Consider the following 20,030-nt stretch of genomic DNA (forward strand, 5'->3'; position numbering starts at 1 on the left):
GGGCACATGTCACAGCCGGCCCGCCCGGCGGAGGTTCTCCACAACCGGGGCGGCTGTCCACAGGCCGAGCCCACGGGCCGGAACGTGGATCGTTCGAGCGCGCACGCTGCCGGGCATGCCCGAACAACCACCCGAGCTCAGCGACCTGGCGGAACGCCAGCAGCAGATCGTCACCCGGACGCAGCTTCTCGGCGTCGGACACGACGACATGTACCTGTACCGGCAGACCCGGCGCGGCCTGTGGCAGCGCGTCCTGCCGGCGACGTACGCGCTCGTCACCGGCACCCTCACCGACGAGCAGCGACGCATCTCGGCGGCGCTCTACGCGGGCGCCGACGCGCAACTCACCGGTCTGGCCGCCCTGATCTGGTACGGCTTCCGGCACAGCCCGCGCACCGCTGACGTACACCTGATCCTGCCGCACCACGTGCGACGCCGCTCGGCCGGTCACGCGGTGATCGCGCGGGCCCTGGAGCTTGATCCGCGGGCCCGGCGGACCGCGCTGTACCCGGTGTGCTCGCCGGCCCGGGCGGTGGTGGACGCCGCCCGCGACCTGCGCCAGCTACGGCCGGTACGGGCGACGGTGGCCGAGGCCGTGCAGCGCGGCTTCACCGACCTGGCCAGCCTGGACGCGGAGATCCGCCGGGCCCGGCGCAGCCGCACCGCCCTGATCCGGAAGGCGTTCGCGGAGATCACCGACGGGGTCCGCTCGGCACCGGAGACGGAGCTGCGGGAGTGCCTGGGCGGCAGCGGCAGGCTCGGCGAGATCCTGTGGAACCCGCGGCTGTCGACGGCCGACGGCACCCGGCTGCCGACGCCGGACGGCTACCTCGCCGACTGCGCGGTGGCGCTGGAGGTCGACTCGCGGGAGTACCACCTCAGCCCGGACGACTGGGCGCGGACGCTGGACCGGCACAACGAGCTGAGCCGGCACGGAGTGCTCATCCTGCACTTCACGCCGGCGCAGATCCGCAGGGAGCCGGGTCGCGTGCGGCGCACGGTGGAGGACGCGTACGAGGCCCGGCGCGGGCTGGGCGCCGCGACCGGCATACGGGCGGAGCCGATCTCCCTCGGCGACGGGCGTTAAGAAGGGGCCCCTTCTCTACGCGAGGCGTTAAGAAGGGGCCCTTCCTTACACGCGCGCTCAGCAGCCGGGCAGGCGCTCGATCAGGTAGCGCTCGACCTGGTCCAGCGAGACGCGCTCCTGGGCCATGGTGTCCCGGTTCCGGACCGTGACGGCGTTGTCGTCGAGCGTGTCGAAGTCGACAGTGACGCAGAACGGCGTGCCGATCTCGTCCTGCCGGCGGTAGCGGCGGCCGATCGCCTGCGAGTCGTCGAACTCGACCACCCAGCGCTTGCGCAGGTCGGTGGCGAGCTGCTTGGCCTTCGGCGACAGCGCCTCGTTGCGCGACAGCGGCAGCACGGCGACCTTGACCGGGGCCAGCCGCGGGTCGAAGCGCATGACGGTGCGCTTGTCCACGCCGCCCTTGGTGTTCGGCGCCTCGTCCTCGTCGTACGCCTCGAGCAGGAACGCCAGCACCGCGCGGGTGAGGCCGGCGGCCGGCTCGATCACGTACGGCACCCAGCGCTCGCCCTTGCCCTGGTCGAAGTACGACAGGTCGACGCCGGAGTGCTTGCTGTGCGTGGACAGGTCGAAGTCGGTGCGGTTGGCGATGCCCTCCAGCTCGGCGAACTCGCTGCCGCCGAACCGGAACCGGTACTCGATGTCGACCGTGCGCTTCGAGTAGTGGGAGAGCTTCTCCTTGGGGTGCTCGTAGAAGCGCAGGTTCTCCTCGGACAGGCCCAGGTCGAGGTACCAGTTCCAGCGCTCCTGAAGCCAGTACTCGTGCCACTGCTCGTCAGTGCCGGGCTCGACGAAGAACTCCATCTCCATCTGCTCGAACTCACGGGTCCGGAAGATGAAGTTGCCCGGGGTGATCTCGTTGCGGAACGACTTGCCGGTCTGCGCGATGCCGAACGGCGGCTTCTTCCGGGCGACCGTCTCCACGTTCTTGTAGTTGACGAAGATGCCCTGGGCGGTCTCCGGGCGCAGGTAGTGCATGCCCTCGTCGCTCTCCACCGGGCCCAGGTAGGTCTTCATCAGGCCGTTGAACATCTTCGGCTCGGTGAAGGTGCCCTTGTTGCCGCAGTTGAGGCAGTTCAGTTCCGTCAGCGAGGTCAGCGGCTTGCCGTGCTTGGCCTCGTACGCCTCTTCCAGGTGGTCGGCTCGGAACCGCTTGTGGCAGGACTGGCACTCGGTGAGCGGGTCGACGAACTCGGCGATGTGGCCGCTGGCCTCCCAGACCTTGCGGGCCAGGATGACCGCCGAGTCGAGGCCGACGACGTCGTCGCGCTGCTGCACCATGGTCCGCCACCACTGCCGGCGGACGTTCTCCTTCAGCTCGACGCCGAGCGGACCGTAGTCCCACGCCGACCGGGTGCCCCCGTAGATCTCGCTGGAGGGGAAGACGAAGCCCCGGCGCTTGGCCAGGCTGGTGACGGCGTCGATACGGTCGGCTGGCATGTTTCCTCCTACGCCGGCTGGCGGTCGGCGCGGTCGAGATGGATGGAACCGGGCTGTTCGGGACAACGGTACGACCGTGTCCGTCCCGAGCCCAGCAGAATACCGGGGGCCGGTCAGCTCACCCCGCAGACCTCCACGCCGCCCGTCTGCTGGTCCGGCGCGAGCGTCACGGTCTGCGCCTCCCGCCGGCCGCCGGCGAGCGTGACGTCCACCGGCACGGTGAGCGTGGTGAGGTCGACCTCGCCCACCCGGTAGCCGGAGACCTGCGGCTCGGTGGCCACCCGCCGCTCGAACTCCCGCCGGGGCTCGCGTCGGCGGATGTCGTCGCAGAGCGTGTCGTACGCCTTGGACCACTCCCGGGCCACGAGCGCCTGGTAGTAGTCGTTCGTGACCGCCCGGCCCTGCTCGCCGATCGCCTGGGCGTTGCTCACCGCCAGGCCGACCACCGCCGTGCCGCCCCCGCCGCAGCAGATCAGCACGGCGAGCGCGCCCGCGCCGAGGCCGAGCCAGAGCCGGGTCCGCCCGCCCTCGGTGGGCGGGGCGGCGAACGGCGGCGCGGCGCCGGGCCCCTGCGGCGGCGCGGGCACCCCGGGTTCCGCCGGCAGCGCGGGCGGAACGGATGACGGGGGTGGCGCGGCCGGTCCGGGAGCGGTCATACGCGCCAGGGTAGTGCCCCGGCACTCAGCGGTACGGACCTGCGGCACGATCGCTGGCGACGACGACGATCTCACCGTCGGGGGCGGCGCCGGCGAGCGTCTCGTACGCCGACGGCTCGTCCACCGATCGGGCGAGCAGCGGCACGGCGGTGACCTTGACGTCGAACCCGCCGAGCGCCCGCCGGTACGCCCCGACCGACTCCCACTCGGTGACCAGGAGCCAGTGGTCCGGGTCGTCGAGCGCCCGCAGCAGTTCACCGCGCAGGTAGCCGGGGCGGGCGGCGAGCGCGGCCAGCGCGGCGTGCGCCGCACGGGTGAACTCGTCCACCGTTTCGGCTTCCACCACGAAGCGGTTGGTGACCAGCACGGGGTTCCTCCTCGTAGAGTTTGTGGCATGCAGCGTACGCAGAGTCCCGGGTTGGCCCGGTTGGCACGGCTCAACCCGACGGCGGTGTTCCTGGCCGCGCTGGCCCTGGTGCTTGTCGGCCTGTTCGCGCCCGGCCCGGCGGGTGGCGTCCTGCTGCTCGTGCTGGCCGGCGGGCTGGTCTGGCTGATGTCGGTCACCTGGCCGGTGCAGGCCCCGGCGACCCGGATGCTCCGGCTGGTGATGCTCACCTTGTTGATCGCGGTGGCGCTGACGAAGCTCATGGTCGGCTGATAGCCGGAACTCACCTGCGCTGACATGCAATCATGCGTTTTTGACAATAATTTTCGTTGTCACGGACAGTTGAGCCCATGACCGTTCGTGCACCCCGCCGCATCCTGACCGCCGCAGCCACCGCCCTGCTCGCCGCCGCCGGCCTGACCGCCTGTGCGGATGACACAGGCGACGCAAGCCAGCCGGGCAAGGTCGGCGTGGTGGCCGCGTTCTACCCGCTCCAGTTCCTGGCGGAGCGGATCGGCGGCGACACGGTCGCCGTCAGCAACCTGACCAAGCCCGGCGCCGAGCCGCACGACCTGGAACTGAACCCACGCCAGGTCGGCGAGGTCGTCGACGCCGACCTGGTCGTCTACCTCAGCGGCTTCCAGCCGGCGGTGGACGAGGCGGTGGAGCAGAACGGCGGCGACCGCGCGTTCGACGTGGCGGGCGTGACGCCGCTGCGGGACGCCGCCGCCGGTGGCCACGACCACGACCACGAGGGCGAGGGCGAGGGCGAGGCCGGGCACGCCGAGGAGGGCGGCGGCAAGGATCCGCACGTCTGGCTCGACCCGACCCGGCTGGCCACGATCGGCGACAAGCTCGCCGAACGCCTGGGCAAGGCCGACCCGGACCACGCCGCCGACTACACCGCGAGGGCCGGCGCGCTGCGAACCGAGCTGACGAAGCTGGACACCGAGTACGCCGACGGCCTGCGCACCTGCCAGCGCCGGGAGATCGTCACCAGCCACACCGCGTTCGGCTACCTGACCGAGCGCTACAAGCTGGAGCAGATCGGCATCAGCGGGCTCACCCCGGAGGCCGAGCCGTCTCCGAAGCGGCTCGCCGAGGTCGCCGAGGAGGCCCGGGAACACCAGGCCGGCACGATCTTCTTCGAGACGCTGGTCAGCCCGAAGGTCGCCGAGACCATCGCGCGTGAGGTCGGGGCGAAGACGGCCGTCCTGGACCCGCTGGAGGGCCCGCCCGCCGACGGCGACTACCTCTCCGCGATGCGTACCAACCTGCAGACCCTGCGAACCGCCCTGGACTGTTCATGACCCCACCCGTGATCGAGATCGTGCACGCCACCGTCGGCTACGACGGCCGCCCGGTGCTGCGTGACGTCTCGTTGACAGTGACCGCCTCAGAGGTGGTCGCGGTGCTCGGCGCCAACGGCTCCGGCAAGTCGACGCTCGTGCGCGCCGCGCTCGGTCTGGTGCCGGTCGGCGCCGGGTCGGTCGCCCTGTTCGGCACGCCGCAGCGCCGCTTCCGGCAGTGGCACCGCATCGGGTACGTGCCGCAGCGGCTCGGCGCGGGCAGCGGGGTGCCCGCCACAGTGCGCGAGGTGGTGGCGTCCGGGCGGCTGGCCCGCCGGGGCGTGCTGCGGCCCGCCGGACGGGCGGACCGGGTGGCGGTGGCGGCGGCGCTGGACGCGGTCGGGCTCGCCGACCGGGCCGGTGACCCGGTGTCGACGCTCTCCGGCGGCCAGCAGCAGCGCACCCTGATCGCCCGCGCGCTGGCCGGCGGGCCGGAGCTGCTGGTGCTGGACGAGCCGACAGCCGGGGTGGACGCGGCCAGCCAGGAGGCGTTCGCCGGGGCGCTGCGGGCGTTCCGCGAGGGTGGGGGCACGGTGCTGCTCGTCGCGCACGAGCTGGGCCCGCTGCGCCCGCTGATCAGCCGGGCCGTGGTGGTGCACCAGGGCGGGATCGCCCACGACGGCGCGGTGCCCGAACCGGCCGGCCACCACGCCGACCCGGACCACGAGCACGTGCACCCGCACTGCGACGAGGAGCCCGCCCGGCTCTGGACAGGCATCTGAGATGGACCTCTTCCAGTACGACTTCATGCTCCGCGCCCTGGTCGGCGCGCTGATCATCGGGCTGGCCGCCCCGGCGCTCGGCATCTACCTGGTGCAGCGCCGGCTGGCGCTGATCGGCGACGGGCTCGGGCACGTGGCGCTCACCGGCGTCGGCGCGGGACTGCTGCTCAACCACTCCCCCGTGCTGGTGGCGGTGATCGCCGCGACGCTCGGCGCGGTGGTGATCGAGCTGGTCCGCGCGTACGGGCGTACCTCCGGTGACCTGGCGCTGGCGTTGCTGTTCTACGGCGGCATCGCCGGTGGCGTGATGCTGGTCGGGCTCTCCGACGCCAGCAGCGGGTCGCTCAACGCGTACCTGTTCGGGTCGCTGACCACCACCTCCCGCACCGACCTGATCACCATCGGCGTGCTCGGCGTGGTGCTGCTGGTGACCATGCTGGTGCTGCGCCCGGCGTTGTTCGCGGTGTGCCACGACGAGGAGTACGCCCGGGTGTCCGGCCTGCCGGTGCGGGCGCTGAACCTGCTCATCGCGGTCGGCACCGCGGTCACGGTGACCATCGCCATGCGGGCCGTCGGGGTGCTGCTGATCAGCGCACTGATGGTGGTGCCGGTGGCCACCGCGCAGCAGGTGACCCGGGGCTTCCGGTCGACCATGACGGCGGCCATGACGCTGGGCCTGTTCGCCGCCGGCGCCGGGGTCTGGGTGGCCGCCACCGCCGACACCGCGCCCGGCGCGTCGGTGGTGCTCGTGGCGATCGGCTCGTTCCTGCTGGTCGCGCTCGCGGCGGCGGGTCTGCGGGTGCTGCGGCGGCGGACCCGGGCCGACCGGGCGACGCCCCCGACCGAGCCGGCCGAGCACGAGATGCTGCTGCGATGAGGCCCTACCCGCCGAGGCAGCTGGGATTGGTTACCGTTACAGGGTGATGACCGGCACGAACGGGTACGACGCCTTCGAGGGTGCGGGCGACCTGCTGCGCGCGCTCTCGGCCCCGATCCGGCTCGCGATCGTGAGCGAGCTGGCCGCGGGGGAACGCTGCGTGCACGAGCTGGTCGAGAAGCTCGGCGCGCCGCAGCCGCTGGTCTCCCAGCACCTGCGGGTGCTGCGGGGCGCCGGTGTGGTGCGCGGGTCGCGGCGCGGCCGGGAGATCGCGTACGCCCTGGTCGACGACCACGTCGCGCACATCGTGGCGGACGCGGTCAGTCACGCCGGCGAAGGGTCGCACTGAGCGGGAAATCGGCCAGGTGCCGACGCGCCCGTGCCGTGGGACGCTGTCCGGCGTGAAGATCTACGCCGACCGTTTTCCCACCGCCGTCCGCCAGCTCCTCACCGACCTGCTCGTGGTCGTCTGGGTGTACGCGGCGATCCGCTTCGCGCTGTGGCTGCACGACCTGGTCGAGAAGCTCGCCGTACCCGGGCAGAAGCTGGAGGGGGCCGGCGGCGGACTCGCCGACAACCTGGCCGACGCCGGCGGCAAGGTCGGCCGGGTGCCGATCGTCGGCGACGAGCTGACCGCGCCGTTCACCCGGGCCGCCGAGGCCGCCCGCTCGGTCGCCGAGGCGGGCCGCGACCAGCAGGAGCTGGTCGGGCAGCTCGCGCTCGGGCTGACCATCGCGGTGCTGGTGTTCCCGCTCGGCCTGGTGCTGTTCGGCTGGCTGCCGCTGCGCCTGCGCTGGATGCGCCGGGCCGGCGCGGCGAAGGCCCTGGCCGGCGTGCCGGCCGGCCGGGATCTGCTGGCGCTGCGCGCGCTGGCCGGTCAGCCGCTGTCGAAGCTGACCCGGATCGCGCCCGACGTCGCCGAGGCGTGGCGGCGCGGCGACGACGCGACCGTCGACGCGCTCGCCGCGCTGGAGCTGCGCGAACTGGGGCTGCGCGGCGGCCGCTGACATCCCGGCTCCCGGCTCCCGGCTCCCGGCTCCCGGCTCCCGGCTCCCGGCTCCCGGCTCCCGGCTCCCGGCTCCCGGCTCCCGGCTCCCGGCTCCCGGCTCCCGGCTCCCGGCTCCCGGCTCCCGGCTCCCGGCTCCCGGCTCCCGGGGAATGATGCACTCCCCGCCCTTATGACTCCCAGTCATATTCATGACCGAGGGTCATAAGGCTGAGAAGAGTGTCCTTCCTCTGGCCGCCATGGCTCCACGCTTCGGGTCGCTGACCTCGCCCCGGTGCCGCCGCTCCGGCGGCACCGGGGCCCCCGGCCCGCTCCGTCCGGTTCGGAAACGGAGACCGTGCGGCGCGGCCGACGAGCGCCGGGCTTCGCGGGGATCGGCCGGCGGTGCCGTCCGCGGACGCAGCGCGCCGGAACCCGGCACGCACCGACACACGACCGCCATCCGGACGGCGGCCGTCCGGGCGGGACGACCGCCGCGCGGGCAGAGCGCGGGAGTGGCGGATGGTCAGCCGGTGGGCGGGATGCGCCGGCGGACGTCCTGTTCGGTGGACGGCCCGGGCTCCCAGCGGGCGACCCAGGGCAGGTCGGCGGGTGGCGTGACGACACCCTCCTCCACCGAGGCGTACCGGCCGGCGACGATGCGCTTGGCGGCGGCCACGTCGACCGAGTCGGTGTTCGACCACAGCCCGGTGAACAGCTCGTCGACGCGCAGCCGCGCCTGCCGGCAGAACAGGTCGGCCAGCTCGACGTTCTCCGGGTGCGCGTCCCGCTCGGCGTAGGCCCGGACGCAGACCGCGCTCATCGCGAACAGCTCCGCGCCGATGTCCACCACCCGGCCGAGGAACGCCTGCTTGCGCTCCATCTTCCCCTGCCACCGCGACATCGCGTAGAACGTCGACCGGGCCAGCTTGCGGGAGGTCCGCTCGACGTGGCGCAGGTGCCCGGCCAGCGGCCCGAACTCCTGGTACGCCCTGGGCGTCTGCCCCTTGCCGACGGCGAGCGTGGGCAGCCACTTCGCGTAGAAGGCGCCGGCCCGCGCGCCCGCCCTGGCCTTGCGGCCCAGCCCGGCGTCGGGGTCGATGATGTCGCCCGCGACGGACAGGTGGGCGTCGACCGCCTCGCGGGCGATCAGCAGGTGCATGATCTCGGTGGAACCCTCGAAGATCCGGTTGATCCGCAGGTCGCGCAGGAGCTGCTCGACGGCGGCCGGGCGTTCCCCCCGGGCGGCGAGCGAATCGGCCGTCTCGTAGCCGCGGCCACCGCGGATCTGGATCAGCTCGTCGGCGATCCGCCAGGCCATCTCGCTGGCGTAGAGCTTGACCAGCGCCGCCTCGATCCGGATGTCGTTGCGGTCGTCGTCGGCGAGCATGCAGGACAGGTCGAGCATCGACTCCATGCCGTACGTGGTGGCGGCGATGAACGACAGCTTCTTCGCCACCGCCTCGTGCTCGCCGACCGGGCGGCCCCACTGGACCCGGTCGGCCGCCCACTCGCGGGCCACGTTGAGCGCCCACTTGCCGGCCCCGACGCACATGGCCGGAAGCGAGAGCCGGCCGGTGTTCAACGTGGTCAGCGCGATCTTGAGGCCCTTGCCCTCGCCGCCGATCACGTTCTCCTTGGGCACGAACACGTCGTGGAACCGGGTGAGGCTGTTCTCCAGGCCGCGCAGCCCGACGAAGGAATTGCGCCGCTCCACGGTGATGCCGTCGCTGTCGCCCTCCACCACGAACGCGGTGATGCCGCCGCGCCGCCCCTCGCCGGCCGGCACCCGGGCCATCACCACCAGCAGCGTGGCGAGCGTGCCGTTGGTGGCCCAGAGCTTCACCCCGTTGAGCCGGTAGCCGGTGCCGTCCGCCGTCGGCTCGGCGGTTGTGGCGAGCCGGGCCGGGTCCGAGCCGACGTCCGGTTCGGTGAGCAGGAACGCGGAGACCTCACCGGCGGCGAGCCGGGGCAGGAATCGTTCCTTCTGCTCGGGCGTGCCGAACATCTTCAGCGGCTGCGGCACGCCGATCGACTGGTGCGCCGAGAGCAGCGCGCTGACCGCCGGGTTCACCGAGCCGACGAGCATCAGCGCCCGGCAGTAGTGCAGGTTGCTCAGCCCCAGCCCGCCGTACTTCCGGTCGATCTTCATGCCGAACGTGCCGAGCCCGGCCAGACCGTGGAACACCTCGTCGGGGATGCGCGCGTCCCGCTCGATCGCCTCGCCGTCCACCTCGGACGTCAGGTACGCGCGCAGCGCGCCGAGGAACTCGTCGGCGCGGGCCACCTCGGCCGGGTCGGGGCGGGGCCACGGGTCGATCAGGTCGAGCCGGAACCGGCCGAGGAACAGTTCCTTGCCGAAGCTGGGCCGGTCCCAGGCCGACTCGCGGGCCGCCTCGGCGACCTGGCGGGCCTCCTTCTCGGACACCTGGCCCGCCTCGGTGGGCAGCGGCCCCGCACCGTCTGGTGACTCGGGCCGGCTGTTCTGTGTCGTGGTCACGGCTGCCTCCTCGTCGGTCCGGCTGCGTCGACGCGTTCGACGAAAACGACGCTACCCCCGGGTGTTACCCAGGGGTAGCGTCGCGTGCACGTCCGATTTGGCGGACCGTCAGTCGCCGGACAGCGTCTGCGGGTCGTCGTCCTCGTCGTCGATGTCGTCCTCGCCCCAGTTGCGGCGGCTGAACGGCAGGATCGCCCAGAAGGTCAGGAACCAGATCCCGGTGACCGCGCTGAGCCCGAACGCGACCGGCCGGGGCAGCACGAAGTCGGTGACCAGCAGGACCGCGCTGACCATCGCGATCAGCATGAAGAACAGGCCGCCCGAGGCCATCCGGTGGGCGAAGCGGACCAGCTCCGGCTTGCGTCCCTGACGGAACAGGGCCCGGTGGAACGCGACCGGCGAGATGATCATCGCGGCTGCGGCGGCAGCGGCCAGCAGCGCCACGATGTAGACGTCGCGCTGGAAGTCGGTGGTCCGGGTGAAGGCGTTGCTGAACGGCATCGTCAGCAGGAAGGCGAAGAGGATCTGCACGCCGGTCTGCGCGACCCGCAGCTCCTGCAACAGGTCGGCGAAATTGCGCTGCCAGCGCTGCTTCTCGGATTCCTTGGACAACTCGTGAACCTCCGGTGAAGACGGCACGGCCGGTGGGTGAACGCCCACCGGCAGGACCGCCTGTGCCCCGTACGGGCGATCACGAAACCGGTTCAGGAACCGCGGCGGATCCGGCCCGCGTACCGTGCCTCCAGCTCGGCGTTGTGCTCGTCGCCGCCGGTGATGTTCGCGGACAGATAGACCGGTGGGCGCTGCCCCGCCGCGACCAGCCGGGCCACCACCTCGGCCACGATCTGCTGGGCGAGCAGCGCCGCGGTGATCGAGGAGACCGCGCCGACCGCGCCGCCGCCCGGCAGCGGCAGCGTGGCGTCGCCGTACGGGGCGCCGTTGTCCAGCACCACGTCGGCGAAGTCCGCGAGCTTCCGGCCGGACGGGTGCCGCGAGGTCATCCGGCCCGAGTGCTGCGCCGAAGTGATCGCCACCAGCCCGTGCCCGCGTTCCTTCACGATGGACGCGAACTCGACCATCGCCCCGTTCACGCCCGAGTTCGAGGCCAGCACGAAGACGTCCTGCGGCCGGATCGGCGCCAGCTCGTAGAGGCGGTGCGCCACCGCCGGGTCGCGTTCCAGCTTCGGGCCGAGCACGTCGGCCGGGTCGCCGCCGATCAGCACCAGGTCCCGCAGCGCGATCCGGTTGGTGGGCACCAGGCCGCCGGCCCGCCCGGCGATCTCCATGGCCAGCGCCTCGGAGTGCCCGGTGCCGAACGCGTGCACCACACCGTCGGCTTGCAGCGCCGCCGCGATCAGGTCGGCCGCGGCGGCCACGTTGCGCCGCTGCTCGGCCGCGACCCGGCCGATCGTCTCGGTCACCACCGTCAGGTATGCGTCGGCGCTCACCGTCATGCCTCCTCCGTTCCTGCGCACCGGGCGAGGATCGCCTCGGCCAGCGGGCCGGGCGCCTCGTCCGGGATCCAGTGACTGACCCCTGGCAGCACCACGAACCGGTAGTCACCGGTGACGTGCGCGGCGCACGCCTGCGCGGCAGTCCGGCCGATCGCCACGTCCTTGTCGCTCCACACGAATGTGGTGGGCACCCCGACCGGGGCGACCGCCTTCATGTCCGTCCCGGTCATCGCGCGGTACCAGTTCAGCGCCGCCGTCAACGCCCCCGGCTCGCGCATCGGCTCGGCGTACCGGGCGACCGTGCCGGCGTCGCCCACGCCGCTCAACAACTTGCGCAGCGTGGCGCCGTGCCACGCCAGCAGCACCTTCTCCGCCGTACCGGGCTTGCGGAACAACGCGATGTAGGCGGACTTGACCTTCTGCCGCGGGTCGGTGGCGAGCGCGTGGCCCATGGCGGCCGGGTGCGGCACCGACACCGCGGTCAGCGTCCGGACCCGCTCCGGGTGCGCCGCCGCCAGGCCCCACGCCACGATCGCGCCCCAGTCGTGGCCGACCACGTGCGCGCCTGTCACCCCGAGGGCGTCGAGCACCGCCGCCGCGTCGGCCACCAGCTCCGGGATCCGGTACGCCCCGACGTCGGCCGGGCGCGCGCCGGGCGAGTAGCCGCGCTGGTCGAGCGCGTACGTGCGCAGCCCGGCGGCGTGCAGCGCGGGCGTGACGGCGTCCCACTCGCCGGAGTGCTGCGGGAAGCCGTGCAGCAGCAGGACCGGGTCACCGCCCTCGGGGCCGCCGGCGCGTACCTCGAACGTCAGTCCCCGCGCATCCACCAGCATGATCGCCACCATACCGACACTCGCCCTGCTGGGCCGGGAGCCGTGGTCGGTGCTAGCGTCTGCGACGAGACAACTTCACATCCGACAGGGGAGCGCACAGCGCTGAGAGTGCGGGCCGGTGCCCGCAGACCCTCGAACCTGATCTGGGTAATGCCAGCGCAGGGAGTTCGGTCGACCTCCAGCCGCGTCGCCGTCCGGTGACCACCGGGCGCGGCGTGCGTCTTCTCCTGGTTCACCTCGACGAACTGGGAGCCAACCGTGAACCACACCGACAGCAACCGCTGGCGTACCGTCGACATCGTCGTCGCCTCGGTCATCGCCGTCACCTTCGGCGTCGTGTTCCAGCTCTGGAACATCCTCTGGAAGGGCAGCGACGGGCCGTTCGCCTTCTTCGCCCCGCTCCAGTCGGTCATGTACGGCGTCTGGCTCATCCCGGCCGTGCTGAGCGCGCTGATCGTCCGCAAGCCGGGTGCGGCGCTGCTCACCGAGACCGTCGCCTCGACCGTCTCGGTGCTGCTCGGCTCCCCGTACGGCGCGATGGCGATCCTGCAGGGCGCGGTGCAGGGCCTGGGTGTGGAGAGCGTCTTCGCGGCCACCCGGTACCGCAACTACCGGCCGGTCACGGCGGCGCTGGCCGGGGCGGCGGGCGGCCTCTTCGCCACCGTGTTCGACGTCCTCTACTGGTACCCGGCCACGAGCTGGACGACCTTCCGGCTGCCGTACATCGCCTTCGGTGTGCTCAGTTGCCTGCTGGTGGCCGGCCTGGGCGCGGTGGCCCTCACCCGCGCGCTGGCGAACACCGGCGTCCTGGACCGCTTCCCCGCCGGCCGCGACCGCGCCCTGGTCTGAGGCTCGCCTCGCCCCGCCCCGGTGATCAAGGAGTTCGCGTCCGCCGGGCACGGTTTCCCGGACGCGAACTCCTTGATCACGCAGGCTGGGCCGGGAGACCGGGAGAGGGGGTGGGTGGTTCGTGAGCGGGGTGGTGCTGCGGGGGTTCGGGTGGCGGCACGGGGGACGTCGGCGGTGGGCTCTGCGCGGGGTGGATCTGCGCGTGGAGAGCGGCGAGCGGGTGCTGCTGCTCGGACCCTCCGGCGCCGGCAAGAGCACGCTGCTGGCCGCGCTGGCCGGGCTGCTGCCGGAGGACTCCGGCGAGCAGGAGGGCACCGTCGAGATCGACGGGCTGGACCCGCGCAAGGCCCGCGAACGCGTCGGCATCCTGTTCCAGGATCCGCAGACCCAGCTCGTCATGGCCCGCTCCGGCGACGACGTGGCGTTCGGGCTGGAGAACCGCGGCGTACCCGCCGACGAGATCTGGACCCGCGTCGAGGAGGCGCTGCGCCGGGTCGGCTTCCCGTACGACAGGGACCGCCCGACCGCCGCGCTCAGCGGCGGCGAGCAGCAGAGACTGGCGCTGGCCGGCACGCTCGCGCTGCGCCCCGGGCTGCTGCTGCTCGACGAGCCCACCGCGAACCTCGACCCGGCCGGCGCCACCCTGATCCGCCGGGCCGTCGCGAACGCGCTCGACCCGGACACCACGATGGTCCTGGTCGAGCACCGGGTCACCGAGGCGCTGCCGCTGGTCGACCGCGTCGTGGTGCTCGAACCCGGCGGCGGGGTCCACGCCGACGGGCCGCCCGAGACGGTCTTCGCCGCGCACGGCGACGCGCTGGCCGCCGCCGGGGTCTGGGTACCCGGCCACGTCGCGCCGCCCCGGCACGCCACCGCGCCAGCCGGCGACGTGCTGCTCACCGCCGACCGGCTCGGCCTCCCACCCCGGCTGGCCCCCACCGACCTCCGGGTACGCGCCGGCGAGGCGCTCGCCGTCCTCGGCCCGAACGGGGCCGGCAAGTCCACGCTGGCGCTGCTCCTGGGCGGCCTGCTGAAGCCCGGTACCGGCACCGTGACCGCGTCGGCCGAACTCGCCGGGCGGGACGCCCGCACTCCCCCGCACCGCTGGCGGGCACCCGCGCTGGTCCGCCGGATCGGCTCGGTGTTCCAGGATCCGGAGCACCAGTTCGTCACCGCCACGGTCCGCGACGAGCTGGCGCTCGGCCCCCGCCGGACCGGTCAGCCCGAGCCGGCGGTGGCCGCCACCGTCGACGGGTTGCTGGACCGGCTGCGACTGGACAAGCTGGGCGGCGCCAACCCGTACACCCTCTCCGGCGGCGAGGCGCGGCGGCTGAGCGTGGCGACGGCGCTCGCCACCGCGCCCCGCCTGCTGATCTGCGACGAGCCCACGTTCGGCCAGGACCGGCGCACCTGGCTGGAGCTCGTCGACCTGCTCGCCGAGCTGCGCGACGCCGGCCACGGCGTGGTAGCGGTGACCCACGACGAGGACTTCGTCGCCGCGCTGGCCGACCGCACGCTCACCCTGCACCGGTCACCGTCGGACGCGGAGCATTCCCCCGGTGGGCGGCCCTCGGCCGGTGCCGAGCGCTCGGGCGACGACGGTCCGGCTGCCGGACGTGCGCCGTGATCGACCTCGAACCGGTCGCCGCGCCCGGCGCGCCGCTGGCCCGCCGCAACCCGGTGGCGAAGCTGGCCGCCGCGCTGGTCTTCACAGTGATCCTGGTGGCGACGCTCGACCCGGTGGCCCCGGCCATCGCCATCGCCGTCGAACTCGCGGTGCTGCCGCTGTTCGGTGTCCGCTACCGGGTGCTGGCCCGGCGGGCCTGGCCGCTGCTGGCCGGCGCCGTCGGCATCCTCGTCACGCTGGTGCTCTTCGCGGCCGACCGCTCCGGCCCGGTGCTGCTCCAGGCCGGGCCGGTCCTGGTCACCGAAGGCGTCCTCGTCACGGCGCTTGGTCTGGTGCTGCGGATGGTCGCGGTGGCCCTGCCCGGCATCGTCGTGTTCGCCACCACCGACCCGACCGACCTGGCCGACGCGCTGATCCAGAACGCGAAGGCGCCCGCCCGGTTCGCCGTCGGGGCGCTGGCCGCGTTCCGGATGGTGCCGCTGCTGGAACAGGAGTGGCGGATGATCAGCATGGCCCGCCGGGCCCGCGGCGTGGACGCCGGCCGCAACCCGGTGGCGAAGCTGCGGCTGTTCGCGTCCACCGCGTTCACGCTGCTGGTGGGCGCGATCCGGCGGGGTACCCGGCTGGCCGTGGCGATGGACGCCCGGGGCTTCGACGCGGGCACCCCGCGCACGGTCGCCCGTCCACAACGCTTCACCCTCGCGGACACCCTGCTGGTCGCCGGAGCCGCCCTCCTGGCCGGAGCCGCCTTGGCGACAAGCATCGCCCTGGGCACCTTCCGCCCCTTGATCGGCTGACCCGGCCCACCCCCGCCCGCCCAGCGCCCACCCACCCTCGCCCCGTTGATCATGAAGTTGACGGCAAAGAGTGCCCGTTTTGTCGCCGCCAACTTCATGGTCAACCACGACCGGGCGAGATCTTGGCGGGCGCGCCTGAGCTCTGTCACCGGACCGCGGAAGGTGCAGGGCTGGGCCGCGGTGGGAAGGAGCGGGTGGCGCCCGCCGGGGCAGGCCCCGGGGTGAGGGGCCCGCCTGGCGAGCAACGGCAGGGATCGGGCTGTCGGTCAGCTGCGGCGGAAGGCGTAGAACCGGGTCTGGCCGGCCCGCTGACTACGCCCGGTCACCCGAGGCTGCCGTCCGGCCGGTGGACCGGACCGGGGCGGCGTCGTGGACGCGCCGGGCGGGACCGCGATCTCCGGGGAGCCGACCGGCGACCCGGGCTCGGTGGAAAGCACCACCGCGGGCGGCGTCGCCGTGGGCACGTCGAGGTTCGGCGCGGTCACCTGCGGCGCGGGCTGCTTACGGGACTTCTTCGGATTGCGCTTCGCTGGCATTCGCGGGCCTCCTGTCGTACGGGCGCGCCGATCGGGACGCGCCGAGCGAGGGCTCCGGTGCGTTCCGATCACGACAGACACCGCTACCGACGGTGGCGAGGAAGGGATGCGGACGCCCGGAGCAGGACGGGTCCACGGCACTGGCGGCAGTGGACCGGGCTCGAGATGGGGCGTCACTTACGCATGCCGTCACGCTATCCCGCGACCGGAGCGCCCCGCACCCGAATTGACGCGAGGGACGCACTGCCACCCACCGGCCCCGACCGACCTACAGTTGATGACCGGTGTGTGGCGGGGCCGCCCGGGGTCCGGGACACACCGGCGTTGGCGCATGAGGAGGGCGAGCGGTGGCACGCACCATCACCGGGCACGTTCATTTCAACCCGGACCGTTCCATGCGCCTCGTGCTCGCGGGGCCGGACGGCCCGGTCGACGCGGGTACCACCCGGCGCTCGGCGGAACTCGGCCGGATGGCCCAGGACGCCGCTGCCCGCATCTACGGATCCGGTCCGGCTGACGTCTCGCTTCTGGTGGACCGGCCGCCATGGCTACGACTGGGAATGATCGTACGGATGCCCGCCTCAGCCGACAGTGGGGAAAGGACTCGGCACCCCTACGGTCAGGTGGTCGACTTCCTGCCGGTCGGCGGCGTGGTCGTGTGGCATCCCGAGAGCAGCGCGGGTGTGCACGCGCCGGAGGATCTCGTCGTCTGCGACCCCGCGTCCGTGGATCCACGCATCGTCGGGGAGATATCCGGCCGGACCGGTACTGCCGCCACCTTCGAGTGACCACGCCGGCGTTCGTCAGGCGGGCCGCGAACCCGATCAGGGGCGGCCGGCGGCAGCACCCTTGATCGGTTGCCGGACCGCTGCGACGGGACCGCCGGGGTCGGGGGCACCGGACGCGCACCCGGAGCCACCGGGACCTCACCGCCCGTCCACGACCCCGTCCGCTGTTCGGCCGATCGCGATACGGTCGCAGCACGGCAGCACTGACGAGAGGTGGCGGTACGCATGGCAGAGCAGGCGACGGCGCAGATCGGGGTCACCGGTCTGGCGGTGATGGGCCGCAACCTGGCCCGGAACCTGGCCCGCAACGGGTTCGCCGTGGCGGTGCACAACCGGTCGCCGGAACGTACCCGCAGCCTCGTCGCCGAGCACGGCGACGAGGGCACGTTCGTGCCGTCGGAGTCGCTCGCGGACTTCGTCGGCTCGCTGGAGCGGCCCCGCGCGGTGATCGTGATGGTGAAGGCCGGCGCGCCGACCGATGCGGTGATCGACGAGCTGATCCCGCTGCTGCAGGAGGGGGACATCGTCGTCGACTGCGGCAACGCGCACTTCGCCGACACCCGCCGCCGGGAGGAGGCGCTGCGCGCGCACGGGCTGCACTTCGTCGGCACCGGCGTGTCCGGCGGCGAGGAGGGCGCGCTTCTCGGCCCGAGCATCATGCCGGGCGGGTCGGCCGAGTCGTACCGCAAGCTGGGACCGATCTTCGAGAAGATCGCCGCGCAGGTGGACGGTGAGCCCTGCTGCCGGCACATCGGGCCGGACGGCGCGGGCCACTTCGTGAAGATGGTGCACAACGGCATCGAGTACGCCGACATGCAGCTCATCGCCGAGGCGTACGACCTGTTGCGGGCCGGGCTGTCGGCGAGCCCGGCGGAGATCGCGGAGATCTTCCGGGAGTGGAACGGCGGCGAACTGGGGTCGTTCCTCATCGAGATCACCGCCGACGTGCTCGGCCACACCGACGCGGCCACCGGGCAGGCGTTCGTGGACATCGTGCTCGACCAGGCCGAGCAGAAGGGCACCGGCCGCTGGACCGTGCAGAGCGCGCTGGACCTCGGCATCCCGATCACCGGCATCGCCGAGGCCACGTTCGCCCGGTCGCTGTCCGGGCACGCCGACCAGCGTGCGGCCGCCCGCCGCGTGTTCGGCGACGCGGGCGAGAAGTGGCAGGTGGACGACCGGGATACGTTCGTCGAGGACGTGCGCCGCGCGCTGCTGGCCAGCAAGATCGTCGCGTACGCGCAGGGCTTCGACCACATCCGGGCCGGCAGCCGGGAGTACGACTGGGACATCGACCTGGGCGGTACGGCCACCATCTGGCGGGGCGGCTGCATCATCCGGGCCGGTTTCCTGGACCGGATCCGTGAGGCGTACGACGCGGAGCCGGACCTGTCGACGCTGCTCGTCGCGCCCTGGTTCGCCGAGCGGATCAGCGACGGCGTACCGGCCTGGCGACGGGTGGTGGCCGACGCGGCCCGGGCGGGCGTGCCGGCCCCGGCCTTCGGGTCGTCGCTGGCCTACTTCGACGCGCTGCGGGCGCAGCGGCTGCCGGCCGCGCTGATCCAGGGTCTGCGGGACAACTTCGGCGCGCACACCTACCACCGGGTGGACCGGGACGGCTCGTTCCACACACTCTGGGCGGGCGACCGCTCCGAAGTGGAGGCGTGAGCCGCACCGACGTGGGCCGCATCGACACCGGCCCGGGCCGACCCAGCCCTGCCGGGCGGTTCACCAGGCCCGCTGACCGTCCGGCTCGGGCGCCCAGCCGGCGGCCGGCTCCCCGGCCGCCAGTTCGCCGATCTCACCGGAGCGGACCGCCGGGGTGTGCCCGAGGTCGGCGCACCACCGCTGCGCCACGTCGGCGCACAATACGGCGACCGCGTCCCGGCGGTCCGGTTCCACCAGGTCGGCGGCGGCCAGGGCAGCAGTCATCTCGTACCGGAGATCGCGCATCCTCCACCCCCGTGGCGGGCGCGCACCCGGCGGCGCGCCCTGCGCCGATCGTAGAGCGCAACGCCCCGCGCCCGGCGGGAAAGCCGGATGCGGGGCGTCATGTTCGGGCCGGACGGCGGCCGCAGCCACCGAGGCCGGACGTCGCGGTCAGAAGAACCGGCGACGCTTGGCCTTCTGCGGCCGGATCAGGTCGGCGCCCTTGGTCAGCAGACGGCTCACCCCGGACGGGCCGCGACGGGCCTCCAGGGTGTGGCTGAGCCGGCGCGCGCCGGCCGCCGCCAGCGGCACGGCGACCGCCATGACCGCCCACTGCGCGATCCGCTTCTGAATCATGTGGTTCACCTCCGCGTTTGCTGTCTACCCGTATCGGTACCCAGCGCGGCGCGTCGCTAAGCGTGACGTCAGGCGCCCGGGGCGACCGGGTTGGGCAGGGCACCGCCGAAGCGGCGGTCGCGCTGGGCGTACAGCTCGCAGGCGTACCAGAGGTGGCGGCGGTCGAAGTCGGGCCAGAGCGTGTCCAGGTAGACCAGCTCGGCGTACGCGGTCTGCCAGAGCAGGAAGTTCGAGATGCGCTGTTCGCCGGAGGGACGCAGGAACAGGTCGACCTCGGGCACCTCGGGGTGGTAGAGGTAGCGCGCGATCGTCTTCTCGTTCACCTTGTCCGGGTCGAGCTTGCCGGCCGCGACGTCCCGGGCGATCCCGGCGGCGGCGTCGGCGATCTCGGCCTGGCCGCCGTAGTTGACGCAGAACTGCAGCGTCAGCGTCGAGTTGCCGCGCGACATCTCCTCGGCGGTCTGCAACTCGGAGATGACGCTCTTCCACAGCCGGCCGGCGCGGCCCGACCAGACCACCCGTACGCCCAGGTCGACGAGCTGGTCCCGGCGGCGGCGGATGACGTCGCGGTTGAAGCCCATCAGGAAGCGGACCTCGTCCGGCGAGCGCCGCCAGTTCTCGGTGGAGAACGCGTACGCCGACAGGTAGGGAATCCCCATCTCGATCGCGCCCTCGACGGCGTCGAACAGGCTGTGCTCGCCCTGCTCGTGCCCCTTGGTGCGAGGCAGGCCGCGCTCCTTGGCCCAGCGGCCGTTGCCGTCCATCACGATGGCGACGTGCCGGGGCACAGCGGCGGGCGGCAGCGCCGGCGGACGGGCGCCGGAGGGGTGCGGGGTCGGCGGCACCGGCTCGCGGCGGGTCG

General features: G+C 73.1%; 23 protein-coding genes and 1 riboswitch. Of the genes, 12 read left to right on the forward strand and 11 right to left on the reverse strand.

Going from position 1 to position 20,030, the window contains the following annotated elements; genetic code table 11:
* The first annotated feature begins 115 nt into the window (after positions 1-115).
* Positions 116-1,087: a type IV toxin-antitoxin system AbiEi family antitoxin domain-containing protein gene (locus tag KSK32_RS04370; RefSeq protein WP_216928696.1), complete on the forward strand. Its 972-nt coding sequence runs from the start codon at positions 116-118 to the stop codon at positions 1,085-1,087.
* 57 nt (positions 1,088-1,144) lie between these two features.
* Here KSK32_RS04370 and KSK32_RS04375 read toward each other — a convergent pair whose 3' ends face one another.
* The 3 genes from KSK32_RS04375 to KSK32_RS04385 all read right to left on the reverse strand — a co-directional run bounded on the left by KSK32_RS04375 (position 1,145) and on the right by KSK32_RS04385 (position 3,547).
* Positions 1,145-2,524, reverse strand: a complete 1,380-nt coding sequence (locus tag KSK32_RS04375) for a glycine--tRNA ligase (protein ID WP_216928698.1) — start codon at positions 2,522-2,524, stop codon at positions 1,145-1,147.
* Positions 2,525-2,637: 113 nt separating this feature from the next.
* Positions 2,638-3,111, reverse strand: coding sequence for a hypothetical protein (locus KSK32_RS04380; protein ID WP_216935797.1), 474 nt, complete (start codon positions 3,109-3,111; stop codon positions 2,638-2,640).
* Between the two features lie 94 nt (positions 3,112-3,205).
* Positions 3,206-3,547 carry an antibiotic biosynthesis monooxygenase family protein gene (locus KSK32_RS04385; protein ID WP_216928700.1) on the reverse strand — a complete coding sequence of 114 codons (342 nt, stop codon included), beginning with the start codon at positions 3,545-3,547 and terminating at the stop codon, positions 3,206-3,208.
* A gap of 27 nt (positions 3,548-3,574) precedes the next feature.
* On the opposite strand from KSK32_RS04385, the gene KSK32_RS04390 reads away from it, so the two are divergent.
* The 6 genes from KSK32_RS04390 (at position 3,575) to KSK32_RS04415 (ending at position 7,520) form a co-directional block, all read left to right on the forward strand.
* Positions 3,575-3,838: a DUF6703 family protein gene (locus tag KSK32_RS04390; RefSeq protein WP_216928702.1), complete on the forward strand. Its 264-nt coding sequence runs from the start codon at positions 3,575-3,577 to the stop codon at positions 3,836-3,838.
* Between the two features lie 77 nt (positions 3,839-3,915).
* Positions 3,916-4,875 (forward strand): metal ABC transporter substrate-binding protein, encoded by a 960-nt coding sequence (locus KSK32_RS04395; protein ID WP_216928704.1) that lies wholly within the window; start codon positions 3,916-3,918, stop codon positions 4,873-4,875.
* Positions 4,872-5,636: a metal ABC transporter ATP-binding protein gene (locus KSK32_RS04400; protein WP_216928706.1), complete on the forward strand. Its 765-nt coding sequence runs from the start codon at positions 4,872-4,874 to the stop codon at positions 5,634-5,636. The genes KSK32_RS04395 and KSK32_RS04400 overlap by 4 nt, the downstream gene beginning before the upstream one ends.
* Position 5,637: 1 nt before the next feature.
* On the forward strand, positions 5,638-6,513 hold the full coding sequence (locus KSK32_RS04405; RefSeq protein WP_216928708.1) for a metal ABC transporter permease: 876 nt from the start codon (positions 5,638-5,640) through the stop codon (positions 6,511-6,513).
* A 46-nt stretch (positions 6,514-6,559) separates the two neighbouring features.
* Positions 6,560-6,862 carry a metalloregulator ArsR/SmtB family transcription factor gene (locus KSK32_RS04410; protein WP_216928710.1) on the forward strand — a complete coding sequence of 101 codons (303 nt, stop codon included), beginning with the start codon at positions 6,560-6,562 and terminating at the stop codon, positions 6,860-6,862.
* A gap of 52 nt (positions 6,863-6,914) precedes the next feature.
* Complete coding sequence (locus KSK32_RS04415) at positions 6,915-7,520, forward strand: hypothetical protein (protein WP_216928712.1); 606 nt, start codon at positions 6,915-6,917, stop codon at positions 7,518-7,520.
* A gap of 504 nt (positions 7,521-8,024) precedes the next feature.
* On the opposite strand, the gene KSK32_RS04420 is transcribed toward KSK32_RS04415, so the two are convergent.
* The 4 genes from KSK32_RS04420 to KSK32_RS04435 form a co-directional block, all read right to left on the reverse strand.
* Positions 8,025-9,998, reverse strand: a complete 1,974-nt coding sequence (locus tag KSK32_RS04420) for an acyl-CoA dehydrogenase family protein (protein ID WP_216928714.1) — start codon at positions 9,996-9,998, stop codon at positions 8,025-8,027.
* Between the two features lie 108 nt (positions 9,999-10,106).
* Positions 10,107-10,610 (reverse strand): DUF6328 family protein, encoded by a 504-nt coding sequence (locus tag KSK32_RS04425; protein WP_216928716.1) that lies wholly within the window; start codon positions 10,608-10,610, stop codon positions 10,107-10,109.
* A gap of 92 nt (positions 10,611-10,702) precedes the next feature.
* A complete protein-coding gene (locus KSK32_RS04430; RefSeq protein WP_216928718.1) occupies positions 10,703-11,452 on the reverse strand; it encodes a sugar isomerase domain-containing protein in 750 nt (249 codons plus the stop codon).
* Entirely contained in the window at positions 11,449-12,285 is an 837-nt protein-coding gene (locus KSK32_RS04435; RefSeq protein ID WP_216928720.1) for an alpha/beta fold hydrolase, read from the reverse strand. The genes KSK32_RS04430 and KSK32_RS04435 overlap by 4 nt, the downstream gene beginning before the upstream one ends.
* A 76-nt stretch (positions 12,286-12,361) precedes the next feature.
* Positions 12,362-12,468: riboswitch (TPP riboswitch) on the forward strand.
* A 75-nt stretch (positions 12,469-12,543) separates the two neighbouring features.
* On the opposite strand from KSK32_RS04435, the gene KSK32_RS04440 reads away from it, so the two are divergent.
* The 3 genes from KSK32_RS04440 (at position 12,544) to KSK32_RS04450 (ending at position 15,558) form a co-directional block, all read left to right on the forward strand.
* Positions 12,544-13,134, forward strand: a complete 591-nt coding sequence (locus KSK32_RS04440) for an ECF transporter S component (protein ID WP_216928722.1) — start codon at positions 12,544-12,546, stop codon at positions 13,132-13,134.
* Positions 13,135-13,255: 121 nt separating this feature from the next.
* Positions 13,256-14,761, forward strand: coding sequence for an ABC transporter ATP-binding protein (locus KSK32_RS04445; RefSeq protein ID WP_289256494.1), 1,506 nt, complete (start codon positions 13,256-13,258; stop codon positions 14,759-14,761).
* Positions 14,758-15,558, forward strand: coding sequence for an energy-coupling factor transporter transmembrane protein EcfT (locus tag KSK32_RS04450; RefSeq protein ID WP_216928725.1), 801 nt, complete (start codon positions 14,758-14,760; stop codon positions 15,556-15,558). Before KSK32_RS04445 ends, KSK32_RS04450 begins: the two co-directional genes overlap by 4 nt.
* A gap of 266 nt (positions 15,559-15,824) precedes the next feature.
* On the opposite strand, the gene KSK32_RS04455 is transcribed toward KSK32_RS04450, so the two are convergent.
* Positions 15,825-16,094, reverse strand: coding sequence for a hypothetical protein (locus tag KSK32_RS04455; RefSeq protein WP_216928727.1), 270 nt, complete (start codon positions 16,092-16,094; stop codon positions 15,825-15,827).
* A 347-nt stretch (positions 16,095-16,441) separates the two neighbouring features.
* Between KSK32_RS04455 and KSK32_RS04460 the strand changes: the two genes are divergently transcribed.
* Complete coding sequence (locus KSK32_RS04460; RefSeq protein WP_216928729.1) at positions 16,442-16,882, forward strand: hypothetical protein; 441 nt, start codon at positions 16,442-16,444, stop codon at positions 16,880-16,882.
* Positions 16,883-17,107: 225 nt separating this feature from the next.
* On the forward strand, positions 17,108-18,550 hold the full coding sequence (gene gndA, locus KSK32_RS04465) for an NADP-dependent phosphogluconate dehydrogenase (protein WP_216928731.1): 1,443 nt from the start codon (positions 17,108-17,110) through the stop codon (positions 18,548-18,550).
* 60 nt (positions 18,551-18,610) lie between these two features.
* Here gndA and KSK32_RS04470 read toward each other — a convergent pair whose 3' ends face one another.
* The 3 genes from KSK32_RS04470 to KSK32_RS04480 form a co-directional block, all read right to left on the reverse strand.
* Positions 18,611-18,835 (reverse strand): thioredoxin reductase, encoded by a 225-nt coding sequence (locus KSK32_RS04470; RefSeq protein WP_216928733.1) that lies wholly within the window; start codon positions 18,833-18,835, stop codon positions 18,611-18,613.
* A gap of 147 nt (positions 18,836-18,982) precedes the next feature.
* The gene (locus KSK32_RS04475; protein ID WP_026268349.1) at positions 18,983-19,168 is read right to left on the reverse strand and encodes a hypothetical protein; all 186 of its coding nucleotides are present in this window, start codon (positions 19,166-19,168) and stop codon (positions 18,983-18,985) included.
* A gap of 68 nt (positions 19,169-19,236) precedes the next feature.
* Entirely contained in the window at positions 19,237-20,013 is a 777-nt protein-coding gene (locus KSK32_RS04480; RefSeq protein WP_216935802.1) for an isoprenyl transferase, read from the reverse strand.
* Positions 20,014-20,030 lie beyond the last annotated feature (17 nt).

The sequence above is a fragment of the Micromonospora sp. WMMB482 genome (assembly GCF_019038635.1).
Taxonomy (GTDB): domain Bacteria; phylum Actinomycetota; class Actinomycetes; order Mycobacteriales; family Micromonosporaceae; genus Micromonospora; species Micromonospora marina.

What these genes read in the sequence shown, in the direction of transcription:
- KSK32_RS04400 (WP_216928706.1), top strand. Translation starts at nt 4,872, where the DNA reads ATGACCCCACCCGTGATCGAGATCGTGCACGCCACCGTCGGCTACGAC.
- KSK32_RS04395 (WP_216928704.1), top strand. Translation starts at nt 3,916, where the DNA reads ATGACCGTTCGTGCACCCCGCCGCATCCTGACCGCCGCAGCCACCGCC.
- KSK32_RS04435 (WP_216928720.1), bottom strand. Translation starts at nt 12,285, where the DNA reads ATGCTGGTGGATGCGCGGGGACTGACGTTCGAGGTACGCGCCGGCGGC.
- KSK32_RS04455 (WP_216928727.1), bottom strand. Translation starts at nt 16,094, where the DNA reads ATGCCAGCGAAGCGCAATCCGAAGAAGTCCCGTAAGCAGCCCGCGCCG.
- KSK32_RS04410 (WP_216928710.1), top strand. Translation starts at nt 6,560, where the DNA reads ATGACCGGCACGAACGGGTACGACGCCTTCGAGGGTGCGGGCGACCTG.
- KSK32_RS04475 (WP_026268349.1), bottom strand. Translation starts at nt 19,168, where the DNA reads ATGATTCAGAAGCGGATCGCGCAGTGGGCGGTCATGGCGGTCGCCGTG.
- KSK32_RS04405 (WP_216928708.1), top strand. Translation starts at nt 5,638, where the DNA reads ATGGACCTCTTCCAGTACGACTTCATGCTCCGCGCCCTGGTCGGCGCG.
- KSK32_RS04390 (WP_216928702.1), top strand. Translation starts at nt 3,575, where the DNA reads ATGCAGCGTACGCAGAGTCCCGGGTTGGCCCGGTTGGCACGGCTCAAC.
- KSK32_RS04370 (WP_216928696.1), top strand. Translation starts at nt 116, where the DNA reads ATGCCCGAACAACCACCCGAGCTCAGCGACCTGGCGGAACGCCAGCAG.
- gndA (WP_216928731.1), top strand. Translation starts at nt 17,108, where the DNA reads ATGGCAGAGCAGGCGACGGCGCAGATCGGGGTCACCGGTCTGGCGGTG.
- KSK32_RS04470 (WP_216928733.1), bottom strand. Translation starts at nt 18,835, where the DNA reads ATGCGCGATCTCCGGTACGAGATGACTGCTGCCCTGGCCGCCGCCGAC.
- KSK32_RS04430 (WP_216928718.1), bottom strand. Translation starts at nt 11,452, where the DNA reads ATGACGGTGAGCGCCGACGCATACCTGACGGTGGTGACCGAGACGATC.
- KSK32_RS04375 (WP_216928698.1), bottom strand. Translation starts at nt 2,524, where the DNA reads ATGCCAGCCGACCGTATCGACGCCGTCACCAGCCTGGCCAAGCGCCGG.